The following is a 21,615-nucleotide window of genomic DNA, read 5'->3' as shown; positions in this document are numbered from 1 at the left end:
GGGAAGTTAATGAGTGACTTGCGAAGATTTGTTAATGATCCAGAAAAAGTGGTCGAAGACGAACTGAATGGATATCTGTTAGTCCATGGAGATCAAGTTCGGCGATCAGAGAGAAATGCTCGTGTTCTCGTGAATCGCCAAAGAAATCCTCATCGTAAAGTGGCTTTGATCTCTGGAGGAGGAAGTGGCCATGAGCCTGCTTTTCTAGGCTATTTAGGAAAAGGCTATCTTGATGCTGTGGCAGTCGGTGAGGTTTTTGCCTCTCCTCCGGCCGATGCCTTCTTGGATGCTGCTCTTGAGGCCAATATCGATGGCGAGGTTATCGCCCTGATCGGGAACTATGCTGGAGATGTCATGAATATGAAGATGGCGGCAGCTAAGGCGGGCCGGCAGAACGTCCGAATTCATATTTTAACTAGCAAAGATGATATCGCTTCAGCTCCTAAAGAAGAAATCGATAGACGATATGGCATGGCTGCAGGCCTCTTTACTTGGCGCTTTGCGGGTTATCTAGCAGATCAAGGATTAGATGCAGAAGAAATCGTTGCAAGGGTTGAGAATCTGTCCAATAGCATTCGCAGTATTGTGGTCGGCCTGTCCTCGCTAGAAATTCCGTCTGCTGGAAAAGAAAATTTTGTTGTTCCTGAAGGAAAGATGGAATTCGGTATTGGCCACCATGGAGAAGCTGCGATTGATACACCTGAACTGATGTCTGCAAATATGATCGGTAAAAAGATGACCGAGGCTCTCTTGAATGATTATGCCCTTGAAAGGTCAACAAGTTTTGTAGCCATGATTTCGGGGTTAGGAGCGACGCCACCAATGGAACAGTACATTATGGCAGATGCTGTGAATCAAGCATTTAAGACATTAAATCATTCGTTAAGCAAGGTGTATGTCGGTAACTTCATCACATCACTTAATATGAATGGTATTTCGTTAACCCTTGTTCCAGCAGAATCACAACTCGTGTCCTCTTTAGAGACGCCTTATCAACCAAATGAATTTAAAACCTTTTAGGGAGTGGTACTTTTGACCAAAACAAAATATCAAGTTGCGCTAGATTCTTTCTCATTAGATGATGCGGTCAAGTTTGTACGAACCATCGAGGACTACATTGATATTATCGAGATTGGAACACCCTTAGTCATTGATGAGGGGATGCATGCGGTTCGTCGGATGATTAAAGAATTTCCAAACAAGGAAGTTTTATCTGATGAAAAGATCATGGATGGCGGTTATCACGAGGCTGATCTTGGCTATCAAGCAGGCGCCAAGTATGTCACTGTGTTAGGCGTGGCTGAAGACAAAACGATTCAAGGATGTTTAGATGCAGCACACGATGCAGATGCCATTTTGGTTGTAGATACGCTTAAGATTCCAAACTTGGCTGAACGTGCTAAGGAAGTTGAGGCGATGGGGGTTCATTTTATCTCTGTGCACACAGGTTTTGACCAGCAGCAGATGGGAAGAACGCCATTAAATGATCTTCGAATCGTTAAAGCAAATACAAACTCAATCCGGGTCTCAGTTGCAGGAGGCATTAATTCCAAGACTATTGACCAATATCTAGCTTTAGAGCCTGACGTTGTGATTATGGGAGGCGGGCTTGCTGACGCTGACGATCCAGTAGACGAGGCTCGTAAGATTCGTGAGGCAATCGAAAAGCATGAAACGGAGGGAAGCAGACAATGACAGATCGAAGCTTGAACACGATCCTTGAAGAGTTAACTCAAAATGCTAAATTTGTTAAGGCAGATCAACTTCAGTCGGCAATCAATTCAATTATGAATGCTAAACGAATCTTTCTTGCTGGTGCCGGACGTTCAGGATTTGCGGCTCGTGGATTCGCCAATCGGCTCATGCATTTAGGATTTCATTCAAATTTTGTTGGTGACACTGTTACCCCTTCCATACAGAAAGGGGATTTGCTAATCATTGGCTCTGGATCTGGTGAGACTGCAAGCCTAGTTAGTGATGCGAAGAAAGCTAAGCAGGTTGGAGCTCATATTGGAACACTCACGATATTTCCTGAAAATACGATTGGCAGCCTATCCGACTGGCATATCGTTATTCCGGGGGTTACTTCAAAGGTTGATGGTGAAAATACGGAACATGGGCAATCAATCCAGCCCCACGGCTCATCATTTGAACAGTTGAGCTGGTTAGTATATGATGCCCTTGTGGTATATTTGATGCAAGAGACGAAACAGGGCGACAACGAAATGTTTGCCCGCCATGCAAATTTGGAGTAAAAATAGAGTTAAGTTGGTACGCTTTGGGCGCCGGAGGCAATGAAGACTATTACCGGCGAGTGAGGCGTACTTTTTTTGTAGGAAGGGGCGATTTTCATGAAGGGAGAACGGATCGATTTTGCCGAGAACGTTCCTCTTTACATTATGATTGAATCCGCTGTTGAACAGCGACTCTTAGATGGCACCTATCAAGTTGGCAAGATGATCCCAACAGAGTTCGAGCTTATGGATGAGTTCTCTGTTAGCCGGGAAACAGTTAGAAAAGCAATCAATTTGTTGGTCCAGAGGGGAAAGCTCGAGAAAAAACGTGGAATTGGTACGTTTGTAGCTTCTCCATCTGAAACTGAATGGCGGCTTAACAATCTTTCCAATTTCAATGCTATGGCTGCCCACGCTGGTCACCATGCAGAAACAAAAGTCATAAGTGCTAAAATTGTCCCATCCGATAACCGCTTAAAGCGAATATTTGGTAGTAAGGTAAGTCAGTATAATTATTTTGAACGTGTTCGATCATTGGATGGCGATCCAGTTGAATACGTTGAAACCTTTGTACCGCTGAAAGTCGCGCCCACACTGCAAACTGTATTAAAAGACAACACTTCCCTGTACAAGGTGCTTAGAGACCAATATAATGTCATCGTTTCGCATGGTAAAAAAGAGTTCCAGGCATCGAATAGTACGAGCAAAGAAGCCAAATATCTTCGAATCACTGAGGGAGATGCAGTTCAGTTAGTCGCAACGACAGTATCTGATAAAGCTGGTAGGGTTGTTGAATATTCATTGGCTAGAAATAATGGTATCGTCAGTTCGATTGAACTCGATATCCAAGTTAAATGAAATACTTGTAGCCTTAAATGCTACAATTCATGGTTAGATAAAAAAAGTAGCGAACACATTTTTGGCGATGTGTCCGCTACTTTTTAATATTCAGTTTTACAAGCTAGTTTCGTGTTTAAAAGGCAGTTAAGAGTTTTAAACATTGAGGACGGTAGAGGGTGGCTTGTCTAAGCATCGTAGTCAGGTTCATTTGCAAGAATCCAATCTTCGGCTTCTTTTGACCACAGACCGTCATGCTTGGCAAGAATTTTACCTAGGTCTGTGGCAGGATCTACTTTCGCCAATTCAATACGATCGAATTTTTTGCCACTGTAAACCAACTTTTTTCCACCGCCAATTTCAGGTTGATTCATCGTCGTTTCACCTGCGTCATTCAAACCCATAACATGGGTAATGACTTTGGAGACATCGAGTTTCTTCTCGGCAATTAGCTGTGCTGCTTCAGCTTCATTATTAGCATCGCCACCTGATGTACCAACAAAATGAGTGAAATTATAGTGAATGTTATAGAAATTTACAGAAGCTGAGAAGTCTTTCTTCATTGGACCTGCGAACTGATTTAAGCACCCGTCAGGATTGAGCAGAGAGTCTGCTAAAGTTGCTAACGGCGCAACGCTGATCATCAAAAATGCGTCATCATACCCACTGCCATCCACTGCATCTAGAAGAGCTTCTTTCTGTTCATCAATTGACAAGCCGTTGACGTTGACAAATTTGATGTCTACCCAATCAGATGGGTACAGTTTCTTTGCGCGATCCAGTTTGTCCTGATTGACGTCCGTCACAACAAGCGTAGATGGCTTCTTTGGACCATGTAATGCATAATCAATAGCCAGCAACCCCATCGGGCCTGTGCCGCCCATGATTAACATATTGCCACCCTCTTTAATCCCTGTGGTTGGTTGATAAGAGTGGAAGTTAACATGGTACTGTGCTCTAAATGCTGCGATGACACAACTTACTGGTTCGCATAAGGAGCCCTCATAATAAGCATCGCCCTCAAATGGAATTAGGCAGCCCATCGTCATTACTTCATCAGGGATGATAATCTTTGTGGCATCGCCGCCAATATATGGGTATGAGTATCCAGGAACAAACGGCGTATCTTGACGAGCCAAATTTGGTTGAATCACGTAGTTTTGGCCGGCATGAAACTTTGATTGCCACTTTTTACCCACTTTTAAAATCTTCCCAGAAAACTCATGGCCAAGTACTGCTGGATTATGGGCCAAGTCATCTGGTGTCTTCTTATGATCTTCACCCTCCATTGCAAGTTTCCATGATGACATACACATCGTGTCGCTCACAACAGTTGCAAGAATTTCATCGTCCTTCATCTCAGGAAGGTCAAAGGTGTCAATTCGAAGATCCTTCTTACCGTAAATTCGTAATGCTGTGCTTTGCATGTTCGTGTCCTCCATTCACAAGTGTGATATTTAATTTAGAAGCTTACTTATCTTGGCTACAAACTGATGGTAATTCAGTAAATAGAAATGGACAAGTAAGCGCTATCAAATATTCACAAATGTGAAATAGTTAGGACAAGTCTTTTATTGATTTTGCTGTTGCTTCAGTTGTGATCAAAGTATTTAAGAGTCCGCCACGCAAAGCAGCAAGGATAGCAGTGACTTTATCTTCGCCAAAAGCAATTCCGACAGAATATGGCACTTTCTTTAAGGCGGATAAAGGGAGGGCAACAAGAATAGAGTCAATATCACGAGTTACTTTGCCGTTTTTATCGAAGGGATGGGAAAGGATATCGCCTACCATTTCAGCGCTGAAATATGACTTGAAGTTTGTGTTCTCATAAAAGGCTTGCCAGTCGGGTGAATCAGTGATGAGCGAGCTACCCATCCCAAAGATTGCAATATTGACACGGGTCCACAGGCTAAGGATTTCTTGCGTGTTTGGATTAGCTAGCAGCTCTTTACGTAAGGCTTTTGATCTGACAAAGGCTGGCGAGTCCAAGACAAAGGCCGTTCCGTTTAATCGATTCGCGAGCCGATGTGTCAGGTAGTTTACGTGATAGTTCGAAGGAATTCTTCCCATTGGTCCGCCAACAAGTGGGACAACTTTGATGCCATGGAGTTTATTATCGGTTGGAAATTGGCTGATAACGCTGGACAAAGTTGATCCCCAGCTTAAACCGATCACATCATCGCTTTTGATGATTTTTGACAGAAACATAGAAGCGTAGACACTTAATGCGTTCAATTCATTACCGCCATTCTCAGATGATGGGACAATGACGGCGTCTCGAAGGCCGTACTTTTGTTTGAAGAAATCTACTAGTTGGCTAACCGCAGTCGTTTCGGGATTAATAGCAATTGAAACAACGCCTTCATCTCTGGCTGCCTTCAGAATTCGACTTATTTCTGTGCGATGAATATGTGCGATTTCGGAGATCTCTTGTTGTGTCAGACCATGCATGTAGTAAAGGTCAGATATTTTGACTAATGTTGCTCGATCATATCGCTTTGGTAAATTTGACATTATTGTCACCTCAAAAATCACAAATGTGAAATTATTGATCGGTCTTCTTGTAACCGGTTACATTCCAATTATAATCAAAAGTGAAACAGGTAACAACATACATTTAACATTTGTGAAGGTAGGAAGGAGACGCATCATGTCAGATTGGCTTGGCTTGTCAGGAAAAACAATTATTGTCACAGGCGGTTCATCAGGTATTGGGGAAGCCATCGTCAAAGAGTTGCTACAGAATGGCGCTAATGTCGTCAATGGCGATCTAAAAAAGGGCACTTTAGAGGATCAACATCTAACATATTTCAAGACTGATGTCACGAATCCCGAAGAAGTTGAAAATCTTGCTGCAGAAGCAGAGAAGATTAATGGCGAAATTTGGGGTGTTGTTAATAATGCTGGCATTAACAAGCCACGCGTCTTAGTTGATCCAACAGAGCCACATGGAAAGTATGAACTTGATGCTCGTACGTTCGATCAGATCTTCAATGTCAATGTTAAGAGCGTTTTTCTGGTTTCGCAGGCAGCGGCTCGCCGAATGGTTAAACAACATCATGGTGTCATTGTGAATATGTCCTCCGAAGCAGGGCTAGAAGGTTCTGTCGGCCAGAGTGTCTATTCAGCTAGCAAGGGAGCGATCAATGGCTTTACACGTTCATGGGCGAAAGAATTGGGCAAATACAATATTCGAGTTGTTGGCGTTGCACCTGGCATCATGGAAGCTACCGGCTTAAGAACACCTGATTATGAAGAAGCATTGGCATATACCCGAGATACAACTGTGGAAGCCATCAGAGCAGGCTACAAGTCCACATCTACAACACCAATGGGTCGAAGTGGAAAGCTTACTGAAGTGGCTGATCTAGTCAACTATTTTGTTTCTGATCGTGCTAGCTACATCACGGGCGTCACAACCAATGTTGCAGGCGGGAAATCGCGTGGTTAATAGGATTTTAAGATTGGAGATGTGCTAGATATGGAAATAATTTTAGTTGGGCATGCACATACTGCTAAGGCTTTTAAAGAAGCGGTAGAGATGATTTATGGTGAGGTGCCAAATTTCCATCCAATAGATTTCACGCCAAAAGAAGGGTTGCAATCGCTGACAGACAAAATTGTTTCGGCAATTGAACCTGGTAAAACGGCAAGCACTTTAATCATTACTGATCTATTCTCGGGAACACCCTACAATGCGTCAGCAGAATTAGTTTTGAAAAAGAAAGCGGCGGATGTTGTTGCGGGAATGTGTTTGCCAATGCTATTGGAGGTCGCAGTTAACGCAAATAGTATGAGCGTTAGCCAACTGGTTTCACACTTGATGAAAATCAAAGAAGAGTTTTCAACGAGCCTTAGCGAGAAAATGACAACGAATGCAAAGGAGGACGATTTCTGATGATTATCACACTTGCGCGAGTTGACGATCGGTTAATTCATGGACAAGTTACAACAGTTTGGTCCAAAGAATCGAACGCAGATCGCATTATTATTGTCAGTTCGGAAGTTTATAAAGATGATATTCGGAAAACCTTGTTAAAGCAGGCAGCTCCTCCTGGCATGAAAGTCAATATTGTTGATGTACCAAAAGCAATTGCCGTTTATAACAATCCTAAGTACCAGAATGAGAAGGTGTTTTATCTATTTACAAACCCACGTGAAGTTGTGGACTTAGTAAAAGGTGGCATTCCTCTAGAAAAATTGAATATTGGTGGTATGCAGTTTAAGCAGGGAAAAACTCAAATTAGTAAAGCGGTCTCTCTGGATGCAGACGATGTTGCAGCATTTCGGGAATTGCACCAATTAGGCGTAAAACTCGATCTTCGTGTCGTTAAGACAGACCCGTCGTCAGATATCTTAGCAAAAATCGATGAAGTTTTTGGAAAGGAATAGGCGGTGACTATCAATGGCAATTTCTACCATTCAAATTATTCTTATTTTCATCTGGTCCTCCGTAGTCGGTATGGGAAGCGTTCTGGATGAATTTCAAACACATCGACCTTTGATCGCGTGTTCGATTATGGGACTGATTCTAGGCGATCCAAAAACCGGAATCATTTTAGGCGGTACGCTCGAACTTATTGCACTCGGCTGGATGAATATCGGGGCTGCACAGTCTCCAGATTCAGCTTTGGCAAGTACCATTTCAACGATCTTAGTTATTGTGGGTAATCAGGATATTCAAAAGGGGATCGCGATTGCTTTGCCTGTAGCGGCTGCAGGTCAGGTTCTCACTGTTCTGGCACGGACTGTTACGGTGGCATTTCAACATGCTGCTGACCGTGAGGCGGAAAAAGCGAACTTTACTGCCATCATATGGTTACACTTTACAGCCTTAATTGTACAAGCGCTCCGGGTCTCAATTCCGACCACGATTGTTGCGGTTTTCGTAAGTCCAGAAGAGATTAAGAGCATGTTAGATGCATTGCCAGAAGTAATTACTGGAGGACTAGCAGTAGCTGGAGGATTCATTGTGGTTGTTGGGTACGCAATGATTCTTAATATGATGAGTGTTAAGTACTTAATGCCATTCTTCTATCTAGGCTTTGTTCTCGGCGGTTATTTGAAACTAAGTTTGCTAGCTTGGGGCGCTGTTGGACTGATCTTTGCGATTGTCTACGTTCAATTGAATCCTAAGTTTGCGACAAATCATAATAACGGCACAGGTGGCTCCGGTGGGACGGTTGCAGCGGCTGGGGATCACCCGGCTGCCTTACCAGAAGACGAGTTGGACGACTGAAAGGGAGTGTATTGAATCATGGCTGATCAACCAGTAAAAGTAAATAAACTAAAAACAAAGATTACAAAGGGAGATATGTTTAAGACCTTTGTGTTCGAAAACTTTCAACAAGCATCTTTTAACTTTGAACGGATTCATGCACTTGCCTTCTGTGTCGATATGATTCCAACAATTAAACGGGTGTATTCGAAGAAAGAAGATCAAGTTGCGGCTTTGAAACGTCATCTTGTTTTCTTTAACACAACACCCGCTATGTGTGGCCCGATTGTTGGGGTGACCATGGCCCTAGAAGAAGGCAGAGCTGCCGGTGAGCCAATCGATGATGGGACTATCAACAGCTTCAAGGTTGGCTTGATGGGACCTTTGGCAGGTGTCGGCGATCCGCTTATGTGGGGGACATTGCGTCCTATTCTTGCGGCACTAGGGGCGTCACTGGCCCTTCAAGGATCATGGTTAGGCCCGATTCTATTCTTCGTTGCTTTTAACGCAGTTCGTCTATCGCTTAAATGGTATGGGCTGCAATTAGGGTTTTCAAGAGGTCTGGCACTCGTTAAAGATATGAGTGGTAATCTTCTACAAAAGATTACCGAAGGCGCTACCGTACTGGGTCTCTTCATCATGGGCGTTTTAGTCACAAAATGGACAACCATCAATGTGCCGTTAGTTGTTTCTAAGACAACCGTTAATGGCAAAACAACAGTCACAACGTTGCAGAATATTTTAGATCAGTTTTGTCCAGGACTCTTGGCTCTGGGATTGACATTGCTGTGCATGTATCTGCTTCGAAAGAAAGTTAGTCCAATTCTTTTAATTTTCGCATTGTTTGGTGTTGGTATTGTTGGTTATTGGCTCGGTATTTTGAAGTAAGGGTGAGTTAAAACGATCAATCAAAACACATTAATAATTGCAATCGGACTCATTCTTTTGACCAGCGGTTTCTTAGTGAAACCTGAGAAACAAGGCAAGAAGCAGAAATACAATTTTCTGTATATGATTGCGGGTGTCCTCATCGTACTAATCGGCTTGAAAGTAATTTAGGGAGGGGTTGTTCAATTATGCCACTTGTATCGACAAAACAGTTGGTGACAACGGCGTATCAAAATAAATTTGCTGTTGGAGCATTCAATGTCGGGAATAGCGAATTTGTTAAAAATATCATTGCCGTTGCCGAGAAATTAGAGTCTCCGGTGATCTTAGAAATTCATCCACTTGAATATGAGTTGATGGGGAGCGCCATCTTTAAATATATTCGAGAGGCAGCATTAACCGCCACCATTCCAGTTGCCATTCATCTAGATCATGGTAGGAATATGGCGGATGTGCTGCGAGCAATTCAAGATCAGGCAAATTCTGTCATGATTGATAGTTCTGGACTTCCTTTTGAAGAGAATCTGAAGACAACAAAACAAGTCGTTGAAGTTGCACACAGTGTTGGCGTTTCCGTTGAAGCAGAACTTGGCAGTATTGGGAATAGAAAGTTCACAGAAGACCAGAATATGGGTAGAATTTATACAGACTCCGAAAGTGCTAAGCAATTTGTCACAGAAACAGGTGTTGATGATCTAGCTGTGGCAATTGGGACAGTTCATGGCCCATATCCAAGCGGCGAAAATGATATACGAATTGACATCTTGAAACAACTTAATGAAACATTGCAGATGCCGCTAGTTCTGCATGGTGGATCAGATAATCCTGATAATAAGATTCGAGAAGCGATTCAAAATGGCATATCGAAGGTAAATATTTCAACAGATATTAAAGTGCCGTTTTATCATGGCATTGCTAAAACTGTTGCAGATAAACCGGGTGAATACGAGCCATGGATTATGATGCCATATGCGGATGAGGCGCAGAAGAAAGTGATTGCTGAAAAAATACGTCTGTTTGGTAGTGATCATAAGTCGAAGCTTTACTTTGAAGACGCGAAACGCTTGACACCGTATTTCTGATCTCTATTTGGAAGACAGTATTTTAGAGAACGATTCAATGAACCTACACCGCTTCTTGAGATCATTAGAAATCATCGAGTGCTTTAAACAAAATAAAGAGGTCGCGATATCTTGTTGAGGTATCGCGACCTCTTTTGTATGCAGAAAACCGAGGCTTCTGACCGATTTATTTAAAAATAATGGATGCAAGTGGGTATCCGACAAAGGATAAGACGACCACACCTACTAGTGCAAGAGCAAGCCCATACTTCAGCATGATTCTCAGGTCTACCCAACCCGAACCACCAGCAAGTGCCATTGGAATTGTTGAAGGCGGCGTTGACCAAGCATAGGAAGCACCAGCTGCAATTAGAACTGTCAGTGCTGCTACATTAACATTTCCAAGCGTTATTGCTAATGGGATGAGTAAAGAATAGAAGACAGTTGCCATGATAGTGCTAGATACAAACTGTTTTAACATTACAAGTAGGAACGTGGCTACTAGTACGAACAGAAAACTGGAAAAGTCGCCAACAATAGGACCAACAATTTTTGCAAAGTATTTGGTGATACCTAGTTTATCCTGAACTAGTGCGGCGGAAAGAACTAAAACTGCGGCGTTGAAGATGAGTGTATTCCATGGAACTCCTTGTGTTGAAGCCACTTTAAAGTCCATAACTGGTTTGCCTTCAACATTAATTAAACAGAGTAGTATAACCCCGATAAATGCTGGAATCGCATTTCCAAGAGAGGACATATAGGCTCCAAAGGTAGGAAAAATATTTCCAATTGTACCTTGAACAATCCAAATTGCAATAACGCTGACAAAAACAACCGCAGCGATTTTTTCTTGCTTAGACATTGGAGGCAGTTCGCCGCGCAGTTTTTTTGAATCAAAATTTTGAAGAGGGCGTACATCTGGACGATAAAAGAACTTATAGATTAGTATAAACGCTGCAAAGACAAGAACACCAGTCACGATGCCTATTATGCTGTAAGATAAAACATCAATATTGATGTTTGTGTCGCGAGCAAGGAAGGTTAGCGGAATTAAGACGATAGCATGTCCGATCGGTGTCATCGAGGATCCGATACCCACACACATTGCTAGTCCTAAGATAATCATCTGAGGTAATCGGTCCCCCTTTTTCAATCCTAGTTCTTTAAATAATTCCTCAGCAATTGGTATAAATACTAATAAAGCTGCGGTTTGGGACATGAAAGCTGAGAGGAAGACTGATGCAAAGAGAAATATGATGATGAAAGTCCAAGGCCCGCGGCTTGCAAACTTATTAGAAACTGACCAAATTGCAATGCGTTTTGAGAGACCTGTTTGGGCCATTACATAGCTGATCATGAAAAAGGCGTAAAGAAAGGAATTCACCCAATTTCCCAATCCATTAGCAAAGACCTCAGTCTGAGTCATGATTTGAAATACAACGATGGTAGTCATACAAAGCAGACTTGTCCACCCGATTCCGGCAAAATTCCAAAGTAGTAGCATACCAACAAAGATACCTATCATTTGCATGCTGTCGGCTGTTAGTCCGGCTGGAGCGGGAATGAACCTAAATAGGAAGATAAGCGCGAATGAAATCACCTGCATAATAAATTTGACGTTAATTTTTCTTACGGTAGTTTGTCTGTTAGCTGTTTTTGCTGTGGTTTGCATATTAGTTTACCTCACAGGTACGTGTGATTAGATTTTCTTGATCCATAACTGCTTTTATTTCAGATGTAGGTAAGTTATAAACATCTTTCTGATTGCTAATTGCGTAAGCGAAGATAGCGCCGACGGATTCTCCGACATTCATGACAATAGGCATTACTCTAGTTGCAGCGAATGTTTCCGCATCCGTTGATATGGCTTTACCAACCACCGCTATATTTAAATCTTGTTTAGGTAAGCAAACAGCAAATGGGATTTGGTAGATTCCATTTATTTTTAGAAAATGGACTTTTTTGGTAATTGGATCGTGAATATCAACCGGATAACAACCAACACCAACGCAGTCATCGAACTCTCTTAGATTGCTGATATCCGATAGTTTTAGTGTTGATCGACCATCGAGCTTAACACTCGCTCGAATACCCATTATTGGTGCGATGTTGGAAAGGTAAGCCTTATCACATCCAGGAATCTTTTTTTTGATGAATGCCACGATTGAACTGATTTGTTGTCGTCCTTCGCGGAGCCCCTCGGAAAGTTGTTGTGCATCGCGATAATCAGTGTTGGTTCTCGTCACATTGACACTTGCATCCATGGTTCCCGGAATTGGCGCAAATGCCAGAATCTTGCCCTTAATAATGCCTTCATCAAATGCCTGATTGACAACTGCGGACAAAGCACCACTATCGATAAAATCTTGAAGTGTTCGTAAATCTATGTTTGATAATCTGAATATCTGTGTTGAAACAGCTATATCATTGCTATGCATTGGCTGTACTTGACATCCAAGGCTAGTAGCCACTAGGGAGTTACTGGTTGCGTCAATTAGATATTTTGAAGAAAGTCGAAGCGGATGACCAAAATTTTCTGCTTGAACTGTAAAGCCGCTTTCGGTTTTTTTAGCGGATTCAAAGGTGGTATTGTAATAAACTTGAACATTATTTTTGGACAATAGCTCTTCCAAAATCAGTTTTAATATTTCCGGATTATAACGAAGGCGATCTACCTTAATATCCTTATCTGAAGACATAGGTAACTGGTAATAGTATTTGCCGGCTTTTTGCTCAAGTAGCTTTTCAAATATTTGCTTTTCAAATCCGTGATAAATTGGTTTTTTCAAGAATGATGCGGCGTTGAATTCGGCCAGTCCCGATAAAGTGGCATTTCCTCCACAGACCGAGTGTTGTTCAACGATAGCAACTTTAACTTTCTTCGATGCAGCCTTTATGGCGGCTAGAACACCTGCAGTTCCCCCACCAATCACAATTAAATCAAAGTTCATTGATTCATCTCCTCCTCGCTAATGTTTGAACAACCTGTTCAAAAGATCACACCGACAGAATAAGATAGCGCTTTCATTTGTGCAATCGATTATGTACGATATTTGTATCGATAAAACCGATACAAATTTTGACAGCTAACGAGGGGGATACTCATGAACCTTAACCAACTAAAATATTTTATGGTGCTTGCGCGAGTTGGATCTTACAGTGAGGCGGCTTACCAATTGAATATCGCTCAATCAACTTTGAGCCAAGCAATTATTAAACTTGAAGAAGAGTTCGAGACACCGTTGTTTTATAGTGAGAAGAGGGTTAGTTATCTGACTGGAGCCGGAAGTATTCTAGAAAAAGAAGCGCAGAAGATCATCGGAAATGTTATTGAAAGTAAAGAAATGATTGCTCAGTATTTAAATGGTAATGTTGGAAACGTGACGATTGGCGTTTCTGGTTCATTTGGTGTCACAATAGTTCCTCAAGTTATTAAGACGTATCAAAGATTTCATCCAGAGAATCTTGTGACTGTTAAGGTTGTTCAAGGCAACACTAATCGTCTAGTTCAAAGTATTCGTAATCATGATATAGATTTAGGAATTTGTTCTTATTCGCCACGTGATGTCGATGTGCAATTCTCGCTAATTAAGCGAGAACCCTATGTTGTGATGACTAGCAATAATCACGAATTAGCAAACCAGAATACTGTTTCCGAGCAAGATGTCCTTAAATATCCCATCATTACTTTTAGTGCGCAAAGTGGTGCATATTATGATGTGGCTAATATATTGGGAGTTGATATAAATCAACTTGACGTTGCAATGTATGTGGACGATTCAGCCATGATGGCAGCAATGGTGGAAGCTGGGATTGGAATTGCGGTTATACCTCGCATCTATTTGCTTGAAAACTTTAATATTGCGATACTGCCCTTCGAGACAGTTCGATATCGGGATGTTTACTGTGCTTGGTTAAAATATCAGCTGCTTTCGCCTGTTGCAAAAGAATTTAGATCGTTGATACAACAATCTGCAAATATTACTTTGTAGAATCATGTTAGCAACCTTCTTCAATCTGTTACTTGTGTTGTGACTTTACTGAAGTCTTGACAGTGCTATCTGGCTTGTTAGATAGCACCTTTACCTTTACACCCGAACATTTCTCGGCTAAACTCAGAATACATTCAGTTATTTCAAATCTTGGTGGTTATGTTCACAACAAGCACATCGTCAATGATGCAATTGGAATACTGAAGAAAATAGGATCGCGTTCGACAAACCGATTGGGCGCCAATGGGACTGTCGACGCAAGGGGGACAGAAAATGGCAAAGTTAGTCTTACAAACAGATTTTGGGTTGGTTGATGGTGCGGTTGCTGCGATGTATGGCGTGGCCTATGGCGTTGATGGTGAGTTGTCGATTCATGATTTGACGCACGAGATTCCGCCGTATGATATTTTTGCAGCGTCTTATCGGTTGTATCAAACGACGAAGTATTGGCCTGAGGGGACGGTTTTTGTTTCGGTGGTTGATCCTGGTGTCGGTAGCGATCGGCGTAGCATTATTGCGGAGACGGTAGATCATCATTTCATCATTACGCCAGATAATGGGACGTTGACGCATTTAGCAAAATTTGTCGGATTGAAGCGGGTGAGTGTGATTGATGAGGCATCGCATGCCTTGCCTGGCAGCCAAGAGAGTCATACGTTCCATGGTCGTGACATTTACGCTTACAATGGCGCTAAATTAGCAAGTGGCCAGATCACCTTTGAGGATCTTGGCAAAGAAATCGAACCTGAGCAAGTGGTGATGTTGCCATTGGGTGAGGTTAAAGAAGGCGTTGATCAAATTGCCGGTACGATCGACATTTTGGATATTCGATTTGGCTCGTTGTGGACAAATATACCGTTGGCTACCTTTAAGAAACTTGGTGTTGCAGCTGGCGAGTTTGTTCAGGTATCGATTTATTATCACGATCAATTGCGTTATCAAAACCAGATGCCGTTTACCCGGACATTTGCCGCGGTGCGGGTTGGTGAGCCGCTGGTTTACGTGAATTCATTACTGAATCTTGGCGTTGCGATCAATCAGGACTCATTTTCAAAGCTGTATCATATTGGCACTGGGGTTGATTGGCATATCACGGTGAAGCGGCTTTCGGTATAATTGAATGCATGAACAGTCTGCTGGCGGCGATGGCTTTGGCGGCTGCTCAACACGGGTAAGTAACGGTACGTTTGACAAGGAGGGCAATCATATGCGTGATCAAAAGGCTTTGAGCGTACGTACAGTGGTGGCAATCGGTATTGGTACGGCTATTTTGTTTATTTTGAAACGATTTGCGGTGATTCCAACAGGGATTGCAAATACGAACATTGACATTTCTTATGGCTTTCTCGGCTTTATCGCAACGCTTTTCGGCCCGATTGCTGGCTTTTTCATCGGGTTTTTAGGGCATGCTTTGAATGATTTTACGCAATACGGGACACCATGGTGGACATGGGTGTTCACGACTGGTTTAGTCGGTATGGTGATCGGGTTGTTCTGGCGTCGCTTCAATGTCGAAGCGGGCAATTTTGGCATGAAGAAAATTGTAAGCTTCAATCTGTTGCAGATTATTACGAATGTGGTGAGCTGGAGTCTGATCGCACCAACACTGGATATTTGGATTTACAGTGAGCCGGCAAATAAAGTTTATGTCCAAGGGATCGTGTCAGCTATCTCAAATAGTATTGCGACCGGTGTTATTGGCACCATTTTATTGGTCACTTATGCAGCCACACGCACGCGGTCTGGCAGTTTGAAGAAAGAGTCTTAATATGGCAGCACCAGCAATTCAGCTTGATCATGTCACGTTTCAGTATGACAGTCAGGCGGAACCGACTTTGCATGATATTAATCTAACCATTCAACCAGGAGAGAAAGTACTGATTGTTGGCCCGTCTGGATCAGGCAAGTCAACGTTAGGTAACTTGATCAATGGGTTAATTCCGCACGCTTTTCCGGGCAAATTGAGCGGCACCGTGACCGTCAACGGGACGGTGGTTCAGGATGCCAGCTTGGCGACACTTTCACTGCAAGTCGGAACGGTTTTGCAGGATCCGGATGCTCAGTTTGTTGCTTTGACAGCAGGCGAGGATATTGCCTTTGCTTTGGAGAACAGCGCTGTCGCACCTAGTGAGATGCATACACGCGTTAAAAAATGGGCCGATCGTTTGAAAATTGGCGATTTACTGGCGCAAGCACCGCAATCACTTTCAGGCGGCCAAAAGCAGCGGGTGGCGATGGCCGGTGTTTTGATTGATGAAGGGGATATTTTACTGTTTGATGAACCGTTGGCCAGTCTTGATCCGGCCACAGGTGAAGCATCGGTAGACTTGATTAATGAGTTGCATCAGACTTATCACGTCACCGAAGTCATCATTGAACATCGTTTGGAGGATGTGTTGCGGCGGCCAGTGGATCGATTAGTCGTGATGAAGGACGGTCGAATTATTGCCGATGATGCCCCGGAAACTTTATTGCATGGACAGTTGCTGCAACAAATCGGATTGCGAGAGCCGTTATACTTGGAAGCGGCTGAGTTTGCGGGGGTTGATTTGGATCAGGCGGATCATTTGGCTGACCTTTCGCGTTTTGAGGCCCCACAACTCAGACCTAAATTGGCTGCTTTCACAGCGGAGGCTGCGACTGTTAAGCCGGAGCAGCTTCAGGCACCGTTATTGTCGATTGACGGGTTGCAGTTTGGCTATCCTAATGGCCGTCAAATTTTTACCGACCTCAGTTTCACCTTGCATCATGGTGAGATGGTGGCCTTGGTTGGACGCAATGGGGTTGGTAAGTCAACCTTGAGTCATTTGATCGCTGGGTTTTTGAAGCCGGGTGCTGGCAGGATGACGCTTGATGGTGAGGATTTGGCTGATTGGTCGGTGAAGGAACGCGCCGATAAAATTGGGTATATTTTACAAGATCCAAATCAGATGATCAGTAAACACCTGATTTTTGATGAAGTCGCTCTTGGGCCGCGTTTACGTGGTTGGGACGAGACGCGTGTCAAAACAGCGGTCATTGAGGCGCTGAAGGTTTGCGGCTTGTATCCATTTCGATCGTGGCCGATCAACGCCTTGAGTTATGGACAAAAAAAGCGTGTCACGATCGCCGCAATTTTGGTGCTAGAACCGGCATTAATGATCTTAGATGAACCCACGGCTGGCCAAGATTGGCGTCATTTTACCGACATGATGCGTTTCTTGACGACCTTGAATGAACGTGGGATTACGATGATGCTGATCACGCACGACATGCATTTGATGTTGGAGTATGCGCAGCGGGCTATTGTATTAGGCGACGGTGGTATCTTGATGGACGATTCGCCAGCAGCAGTGTTGACCAATCCGGCCATCATTGAGCATGCTTCCTTAGCACAACCGAGTCTGTATCGCCTTGCTAAGCGTGAAGGCCTTGACCCATTAGCCTTCACACAAGCGGTGATTGACCAAGAACGGAGGGTGTGCCAATGAACTCACTTTTTGGTTATGATCCGCAAGATACATGGCTGCATCGATTAACAGGTGCGACGAAAATGCTCGCGTTCATTGGTATCTCGGTCATTGTGATGGCGAGTTATGACACACGCTTTGTCTGTGCAGTGATGCTCGCATCGATCATTCTGTTTGCCCAAGCTAAAATTCATTGGCGGCAAATTAGTTTAGTGGTCAAAATTATTACGATTTTTGCAGTGGTCAATTTATTGCTTGTGTTTGTTTTTTCGCCACAGTATGGCGTTGGCTTGTATGGCAGCAAGCACGTTTTGCTCAATGCTGGTTACTTCACGATCACACAAGAGCAATTATTCTATGAAATGAATCTAGCGCTGAAGTATATTGTGACCGTGCCACTGGCGCTGATTTTCTTAATCACGACCAACCCCAGCGAGTTTGCAGCGAGTCTCAATAAGCTGCATGTCTCATACCGAATCAGTTATTCTGTTGCGTTAGCGTTGCGGTATATCCCTGACGTTCAAACGAATTTCCGCCAAATCAGCCTAGCGCAGCAAGCTCGTGGTTATGAGCTGTCACCTAAGGCAAAGCTGTTTCAGCGACTGAAAGGCATGGGGCAAATTTTGCTGCCGCTGATTTTTACCAGTCTCGATCGTATTGATCAGATCAGTCAAGCAATGGAACTGCGACGTTTTGGTACAGGCAAGCGGCGGACGTGGTACATGGATCAGCCGTTGCGCACGCCTGACTGGATCGTGCTGGCCGGTGTTGCCGTGATTATCGTCATTGGCCTGTTTCTGTTTCATGTTAATGGCGGACGGTTTTATAATCCGTTCCGAGGATGATGTAAAAAAATATGAATATTGCTTCATCAAAAAAGTTCGATGGTCGTTTAACAGATCACCGAACTTTTTTTATATGCTGAAGTTGCCTTGACCAACTGAAGACAGATGAAGTAGCTGCTAACGAACAATCCCTCATTGGCTTCGATGGCGCTGAGTCAGTGTTGAAGGTGTATCTCAATGGCGATTTCATCGGGCATAGCAAGGGTGCCCGTTAACCAAGCCATTGAATTGCTACGAAACACTACTGATGCCATCGGGGATATTGCCATCAAAGTCGTTTTTTCAAGCTACGTGCAGTTTGCCAAAGCTTTCCAAAAAGCTAGACAAATGTCACCGTCTGCTTTTAGAAAGGCTATTTCAAATGGTGAGTTGAGTCCACGGAAAATTGATTAAAACTAGATGATCCTACTGAGCAAGCACGAAAACACCCCTCGTTATGGTTTCTCAATAGCGAGGGGTGTTTGTTTTGTCATGTGATCACGCCACAAAAATAAAGTCCTTGAGCAGTTGATAAAGCAAAGCAATTTCGTAGTCCTGCACCTTGATATTGAATTTTTGCTCAACTGGCTGAAAAATGCCGCTGGAAAGGGAGAAAAATTCTTGCTCAGGTGGGGTTAAGGTTGCGCGATCAATTGAAGTAGTGCTGCGTTTGCTGGTCATCATGCGTTCAATCATTAAGGACAAGTGCATGAAGAGATTGAGCTTTAGTCTGGATCCGAATTTGACGTTGTAGAAATCTTCGTAGTGGGAGACAATGCGTTGACTTTCTTGAATGACAATATCGGGATTCAGGATCTGCAAGCGGCCGCGGATACCTTCTATCGACAAGAAGCGAACCAATCGATCAATGAGTTCATTAATGGACTGGGGACTTTCACCACAATTGCGTAGGACAGTTTGCATTTTTTGTGAGGAGGCCTTATCGAAAACATTATAGACATTCACGATATCAATGCCGATATCGGCCCCGATATCGCCAGCAACATCGGTGGTGGTTAAGATTAACTGGGTATTCGAGAAAAATTTTCGATCATGATTGGTGAGCAGGGTATGGAGTTCTTTGTAGTCAACGGCAATGACTTCAAGTGCTGGCGAAAGGGTCGCATCAATTAGCTTTTTGACTTCTTCAGACAGACCGACGCCAGACATGCAAGAGACGATAATGTTCTTCTTGTTTGATAAGCCTTCGTAATATTGGGCTTCAGTTGTTGCACCATATTGCTCGCTGGCTTCAGCGATGGACTGGAAGGCATCATTACGCTGAACGCGCAGGCCAATATCGAGCGCCATAGCAGTGGTTACGTTGTTGACCACAATCAGTTCTTGATCAGATACCTTTTTAATTTCTCTGAACATCTGGCGCAAAGAACCCATATCGAATAAGACAATATTACCCTTAGCAGATGGACTTTGATCGGTTAGGTATTCCTGAACGTAACCGTTGATTTGATCAAGTGTCACATCAATGGGCATATCAAATGCCTCAAAAAAGTAATTACCGCAAAGCGAATTCACCACTTGCTGGATGCTCGATGCGGTGTGTTCGCCGTGAGCAAGCAGGATGGCATTGTATTGCACTGATTCGATTTTACTTTCGCAATGAATCATCATCATGAAGAATGGCAGATAATAGTAAGGGCTTTGAGCATACTGCGCTTTTAACTTAGTCAAAAAGTGCTTGAAAAGGTAGTAACTTCGAGGATAACGGTGCTTGATTGCTTTTTGAATTGTCAGTGCTGATTGTGTGTCTGGCAAGTTGTCGCGACAAAGACCCGCGAATGCGAAGGCAAGTGCCACATTTTGCCAGAAAATATTGTCGCTTGGAAACGTTACACCATATACATGCGTGATATACGTTTTAGCGTCTTTTTGAATGGCCTGCGCAAATACAGATAGAAGTTTTTCACTAGCAATGGTATCGACTTGATTGAGCACTTTCGCCAGAAGAAAATTCTGTTCAGTGATGGACTCACCATTGTTTAGCGAATCAGAAAGTTTCTTAAAAAGCGCATCAGTTGTTGGGCCAAGCTGCAACGCGCTGGTGATCAAAGATGTGATTCTTGCTTGCAAGGTCTGTTGTTTAGGCGTTACCAGAATCGCACTTGTATCGGTTTGACCAAGCCGTAGCTGCGTGTGGTCAGGCGCTTTGGCATAGGCGCCAGCGCAAAGCAACTGAACACGGTTATTCAATGCCGTGATGTTATTGACGTGATCAAAATTTGCCAGTTTGATCAACTCGTTTGGTGCGATCAAGATCTCTTTATTGATTTGATCAGCCTGTTGTTGAAGGTACATCGCCGCAAACGTAATGCGCTCGTTTAAAGGTCGATCGCTAAAAGCGCTTAGTTTAATCTGAACCGCTGCACTTTTGAACCAGACGCGCGCTGCTTTGAAAATTTCAGTTGTTCCTGAATAGATGTAACGAAAAGCAGTGGTTTGTTGCTGGTTGGTGTGCGTGAAAAGATAGTGTTGATCTGATGAGCCTAGCATCTGCACATTTTTAATATACAAGTAGCCACTTTCGGCGGTGCCATCTGCCGTCGTTGCATTGTTCTCACTTTGCAACTTCTTTTTGAGTGTCCCTGGATGATCCTTATAGTTGGCACAATCAATGATTTTAAACACAGCTGTTTTCTTAAGCACTTCACGACGAATGGCTTCGTGATAAATTGCCTGAGCAAATGGCAACTTGCCACTACCGGCTGGACCAGTGATGAAGATCGGCAATCCATGTGTTGGATAGACGATTGCTTCGATTGCCAGCTGAATGTTAGTGCTTAAACTACCGTGGACACCGATTAAGTCGTCAAAAGCGGAATGGTCCCGCTTGACTTGCCAGTAAACTGGTCTACTGCCGGTCTTGAGCAGTTTGCCTTGCTTTTCGAGCTTAGATAAATAACTACTGGTCACGCCGCGTGTTAGCCCCACTGCATCGGCAGCCTGATTAGTTGTGATTCGTTCAGTTGGAAAGTGTTGCACAATTGTCGCATAAAGTTTTTCTACTGCGTTCAAAGAAACCACCCCTTAAGCACTATTCCCGCAAATTAAGCACAACGTCTTCGTGACTTTTATTAGTAATGTGCTTAACATA

The 21,615-nt window shown here is 43.3% G+C and carries 21 protein-coding genes; 16 read left to right on the top strand and 5 right to left on the bottom strand.

Annotated features, from left to right (window positions below):
- Positions 1 to 9 precede the first annotated feature (9 nt).
- From ACWPAB_RS04050 to ACWPAB_RS04035, 4 genes are all read left to right on the top strand, one after another.
- Positions 10 to 1,020: a dihydroxyacetone kinase subunit DhaK gene (locus tag ACWPAB_RS04050; protein WP_016381739.1), complete on the top strand. Its 1,011-nt coding sequence runs from the start codon at positions 10 to 12 to the stop codon at positions 1,018 to 1,020.
- A gap of 12 nt (positions 1,021 to 1,032) precedes the next feature.
- Positions 1,033 to 1,695: a 3-hexulose-6-phosphate synthase gene (hxlA, locus tag ACWPAB_RS04045; protein WP_003586807.1), complete on the top strand. Its 663-nt coding sequence runs from the start codon at positions 1,033 to 1,035 to the stop codon at positions 1,693 to 1,695.
- A complete protein-coding gene (gene hxlB, locus ACWPAB_RS04040; protein WP_003586809.1) occupies positions 1,692 to 2,255 on the top strand; it encodes a 6-phospho-3-hexuloisomerase in 564 nt (187 codons plus the stop codon). Before hxlA ends, hxlB begins: the two co-directional genes overlap by 4 nt.
- A gap of 96 nt (positions 2,256 to 2,351) precedes the next feature.
- Positions 2,352 to 3,092, top strand: a complete 741-nt coding sequence (locus ACWPAB_RS04035) for a GntR family transcriptional regulator (protein ID WP_003586812.1) — start codon at positions 2,352 to 2,354, stop codon at positions 3,090 to 3,092.
- A 167-nt stretch (positions 3,093 to 3,259) separates the two neighbouring features.
- Here the strand turns inward: ACWPAB_RS04035 and ACWPAB_RS04030 are convergent, their stop codons facing one another.
- Complete coding sequence (locus tag ACWPAB_RS04030) at positions 3,260 to 4,498, bottom strand: alcohol dehydrogenase catalytic domain-containing protein (RefSeq protein WP_003586814.1); 1,239 nt, start codon at positions 4,496 to 4,498, stop codon at positions 3,260 to 3,262.
- A gap of 130 nt (positions 4,499 to 4,628) precedes the next feature.
- Positions 4,629 to 5,585: a sugar-binding transcriptional regulator gene (locus ACWPAB_RS04025; RefSeq protein WP_003586816.1), complete on the bottom strand. Its 957-nt coding sequence runs from the start codon at positions 5,583 to 5,585 to the stop codon at positions 4,629 to 4,631.
- A gap of 136 nt (positions 5,586 to 5,721) precedes the next feature.
- Here ACWPAB_RS04025 and ACWPAB_RS04020 point away from each other — a divergent pair, with 136 nt between their 5' ends.
- From ACWPAB_RS04020 to ACWPAB_RS03995, 6 genes are all read left to right on the top strand, one after another.
- Positions 5,722 to 6,522 (top strand): SDR family oxidoreductase, encoded by an 801-nt coding sequence (locus tag ACWPAB_RS04020; RefSeq protein ID WP_003586818.1) that lies wholly within the window; start codon positions 5,722 to 5,724, stop codon positions 6,520 to 6,522.
- A gap of 30 nt (positions 6,523 to 6,552) precedes the next feature.
- Entirely contained in the window at positions 6,553 to 6,969 is a 417-nt protein-coding gene (locus ACWPAB_RS04015; protein ID WP_003586820.1) for a PTS sugar transporter subunit IIA, read from the top strand.
- The gene (locus ACWPAB_RS04010; protein ID WP_003586823.1) at positions 6,969 to 7,463 is read left to right on the top strand and encodes a mannose/fructose/sorbose PTS transporter subunit IIB; all 495 of its coding nucleotides are present in this window, start codon (positions 6,969 to 6,971) and stop codon (positions 7,461 to 7,463) included. Before ACWPAB_RS04015 ends, ACWPAB_RS04010 begins: the two co-directional genes overlap by 1 nt.
- A gap of 13 nt (positions 7,464 to 7,476) precedes the next feature.
- A complete protein-coding gene (locus ACWPAB_RS04005) occupies positions 7,477 to 8,310 on the top strand; it encodes a PTS mannose/fructose/sorbose transporter subunit IIC (protein WP_003586825.1) in 834 nt (277 codons plus the stop codon).
- 18 nt (positions 8,311 to 8,328) lie between these two features.
- Positions 8,329 to 9,177 carry a mannose/fructose/sorbose PTS transporter subunit IID gene (locus ACWPAB_RS04000; RefSeq protein ID WP_003586826.1) on the top strand — a complete coding sequence of 283 codons (849 nt, stop codon included), beginning with the start codon at positions 8,329 to 8,331 and terminating at the stop codon, positions 9,175 to 9,177.
- A 188-nt stretch (positions 9,178 to 9,365) separates the two neighbouring features.
- Positions 9,366 to 10,259 (top strand): class II fructose-bisphosphate aldolase, encoded by an 894-nt coding sequence (locus tag ACWPAB_RS03995; RefSeq protein WP_003586828.1) that lies wholly within the window; start codon positions 9,366 to 9,368, stop codon positions 10,257 to 10,259.
- 166 nt (positions 10,260 to 10,425) lie between these two features.
- Here the strand turns inward: ACWPAB_RS03995 and ACWPAB_RS03990 are convergent, their stop codons facing one another.
- Positions 10,426 to 11,910, bottom strand: coding sequence for an SLC13 family permease (locus ACWPAB_RS03990; protein ID WP_003586830.1), 1,485 nt, complete (start codon positions 11,908 to 11,910; stop codon positions 10,426 to 10,428).
- 1 nt (position 11,911) lies between these two features.
- Positions 11,912 to 13,189, bottom strand: a complete 1,278-nt coding sequence (locus ACWPAB_RS03985) for an FAD-dependent oxidoreductase (RefSeq protein WP_003586832.1) — start codon at positions 13,187 to 13,189, stop codon at positions 11,912 to 11,914.
- Between the two features lie 153 nt (positions 13,190 to 13,342).
- Between ACWPAB_RS03985 and ACWPAB_RS03980 the strand changes: the two genes are divergently transcribed.
- The 6 genes from ACWPAB_RS03980 (at position 13,343) to ACWPAB_RS03955 (ending at position 18,917) form a co-directional block, all read left to right on the top strand.
- Positions 13,343 to 14,230, top strand: a complete 888-nt coding sequence (locus tag ACWPAB_RS03980) for a LysR family transcriptional regulator (RefSeq protein WP_003586833.1) — start codon at positions 13,343 to 13,345, stop codon at positions 14,228 to 14,230.
- 273 nt (positions 14,231 to 14,503) lie between these two features.
- A complete protein-coding gene (locus ACWPAB_RS03975; RefSeq protein ID WP_003583524.1) occupies positions 14,504 to 15,346 on the top strand; it encodes an SAM hydrolase/SAM-dependent halogenase family protein in 843 nt (280 codons plus the stop codon).
- A 91-nt stretch (positions 15,347 to 15,437) separates the two neighbouring features.
- Positions 15,438 to 15,998 carry an ECF-type riboflavin transporter substrate-binding protein gene (locus ACWPAB_RS03970; protein WP_003563290.1) on the top strand — a complete coding sequence of 187 codons (561 nt, stop codon included), beginning with the start codon at positions 15,438 to 15,440 and terminating at the stop codon, positions 15,996 to 15,998.
- A gap of 1 nt (position 15,999) precedes the next feature.
- A complete protein-coding gene (locus ACWPAB_RS03965) occupies positions 16,000 to 17,700 on the top strand; it encodes an ABC transporter ATP-binding protein (RefSeq protein ID WP_003586836.1) in 1,701 nt (566 codons plus the stop codon).
- Positions 17,697 to 18,524 (top strand): energy-coupling factor transporter transmembrane component T family protein, encoded by an 828-nt coding sequence (locus ACWPAB_RS03960; RefSeq protein WP_003586838.1) that lies wholly within the window; start codon positions 17,697 to 17,699, stop codon positions 18,522 to 18,524. Before ACWPAB_RS03965 ends, ACWPAB_RS03960 begins: the two co-directional genes overlap by 4 nt.
- A gap of 177 nt (positions 18,525 to 18,701) precedes the next feature.
- A complete protein-coding gene (locus ACWPAB_RS03955; RefSeq protein WP_003590026.1) occupies positions 18,702 to 18,917 on the top strand; it encodes a helix-turn-helix domain-containing protein in 216 nt (71 codons plus the stop codon).
- A gap of 84 nt (positions 18,918 to 19,001) precedes the next feature.
- Here ACWPAB_RS03955 and ACWPAB_RS03950 read toward each other — a convergent pair whose 3' ends face one another.
- Positions 19,002 to 21,536 (bottom strand): PRD domain-containing protein, encoded by a 2,535-nt coding sequence (locus ACWPAB_RS03950; RefSeq protein WP_016381738.1) that lies wholly within the window; start codon positions 21,534 to 21,536, stop codon positions 19,002 to 19,004.
- Between the last annotated feature and the right edge of the window lie 79 nt (positions 21,537 to 21,615).

It is taken from the genome of Lacticaseibacillus sp. 30, from assembly GCF_053819265.1.
Note: the sequence above shows the minus strand (reverse complement) of the source record. Positions and strands in the feature narration are given on the sequence as shown.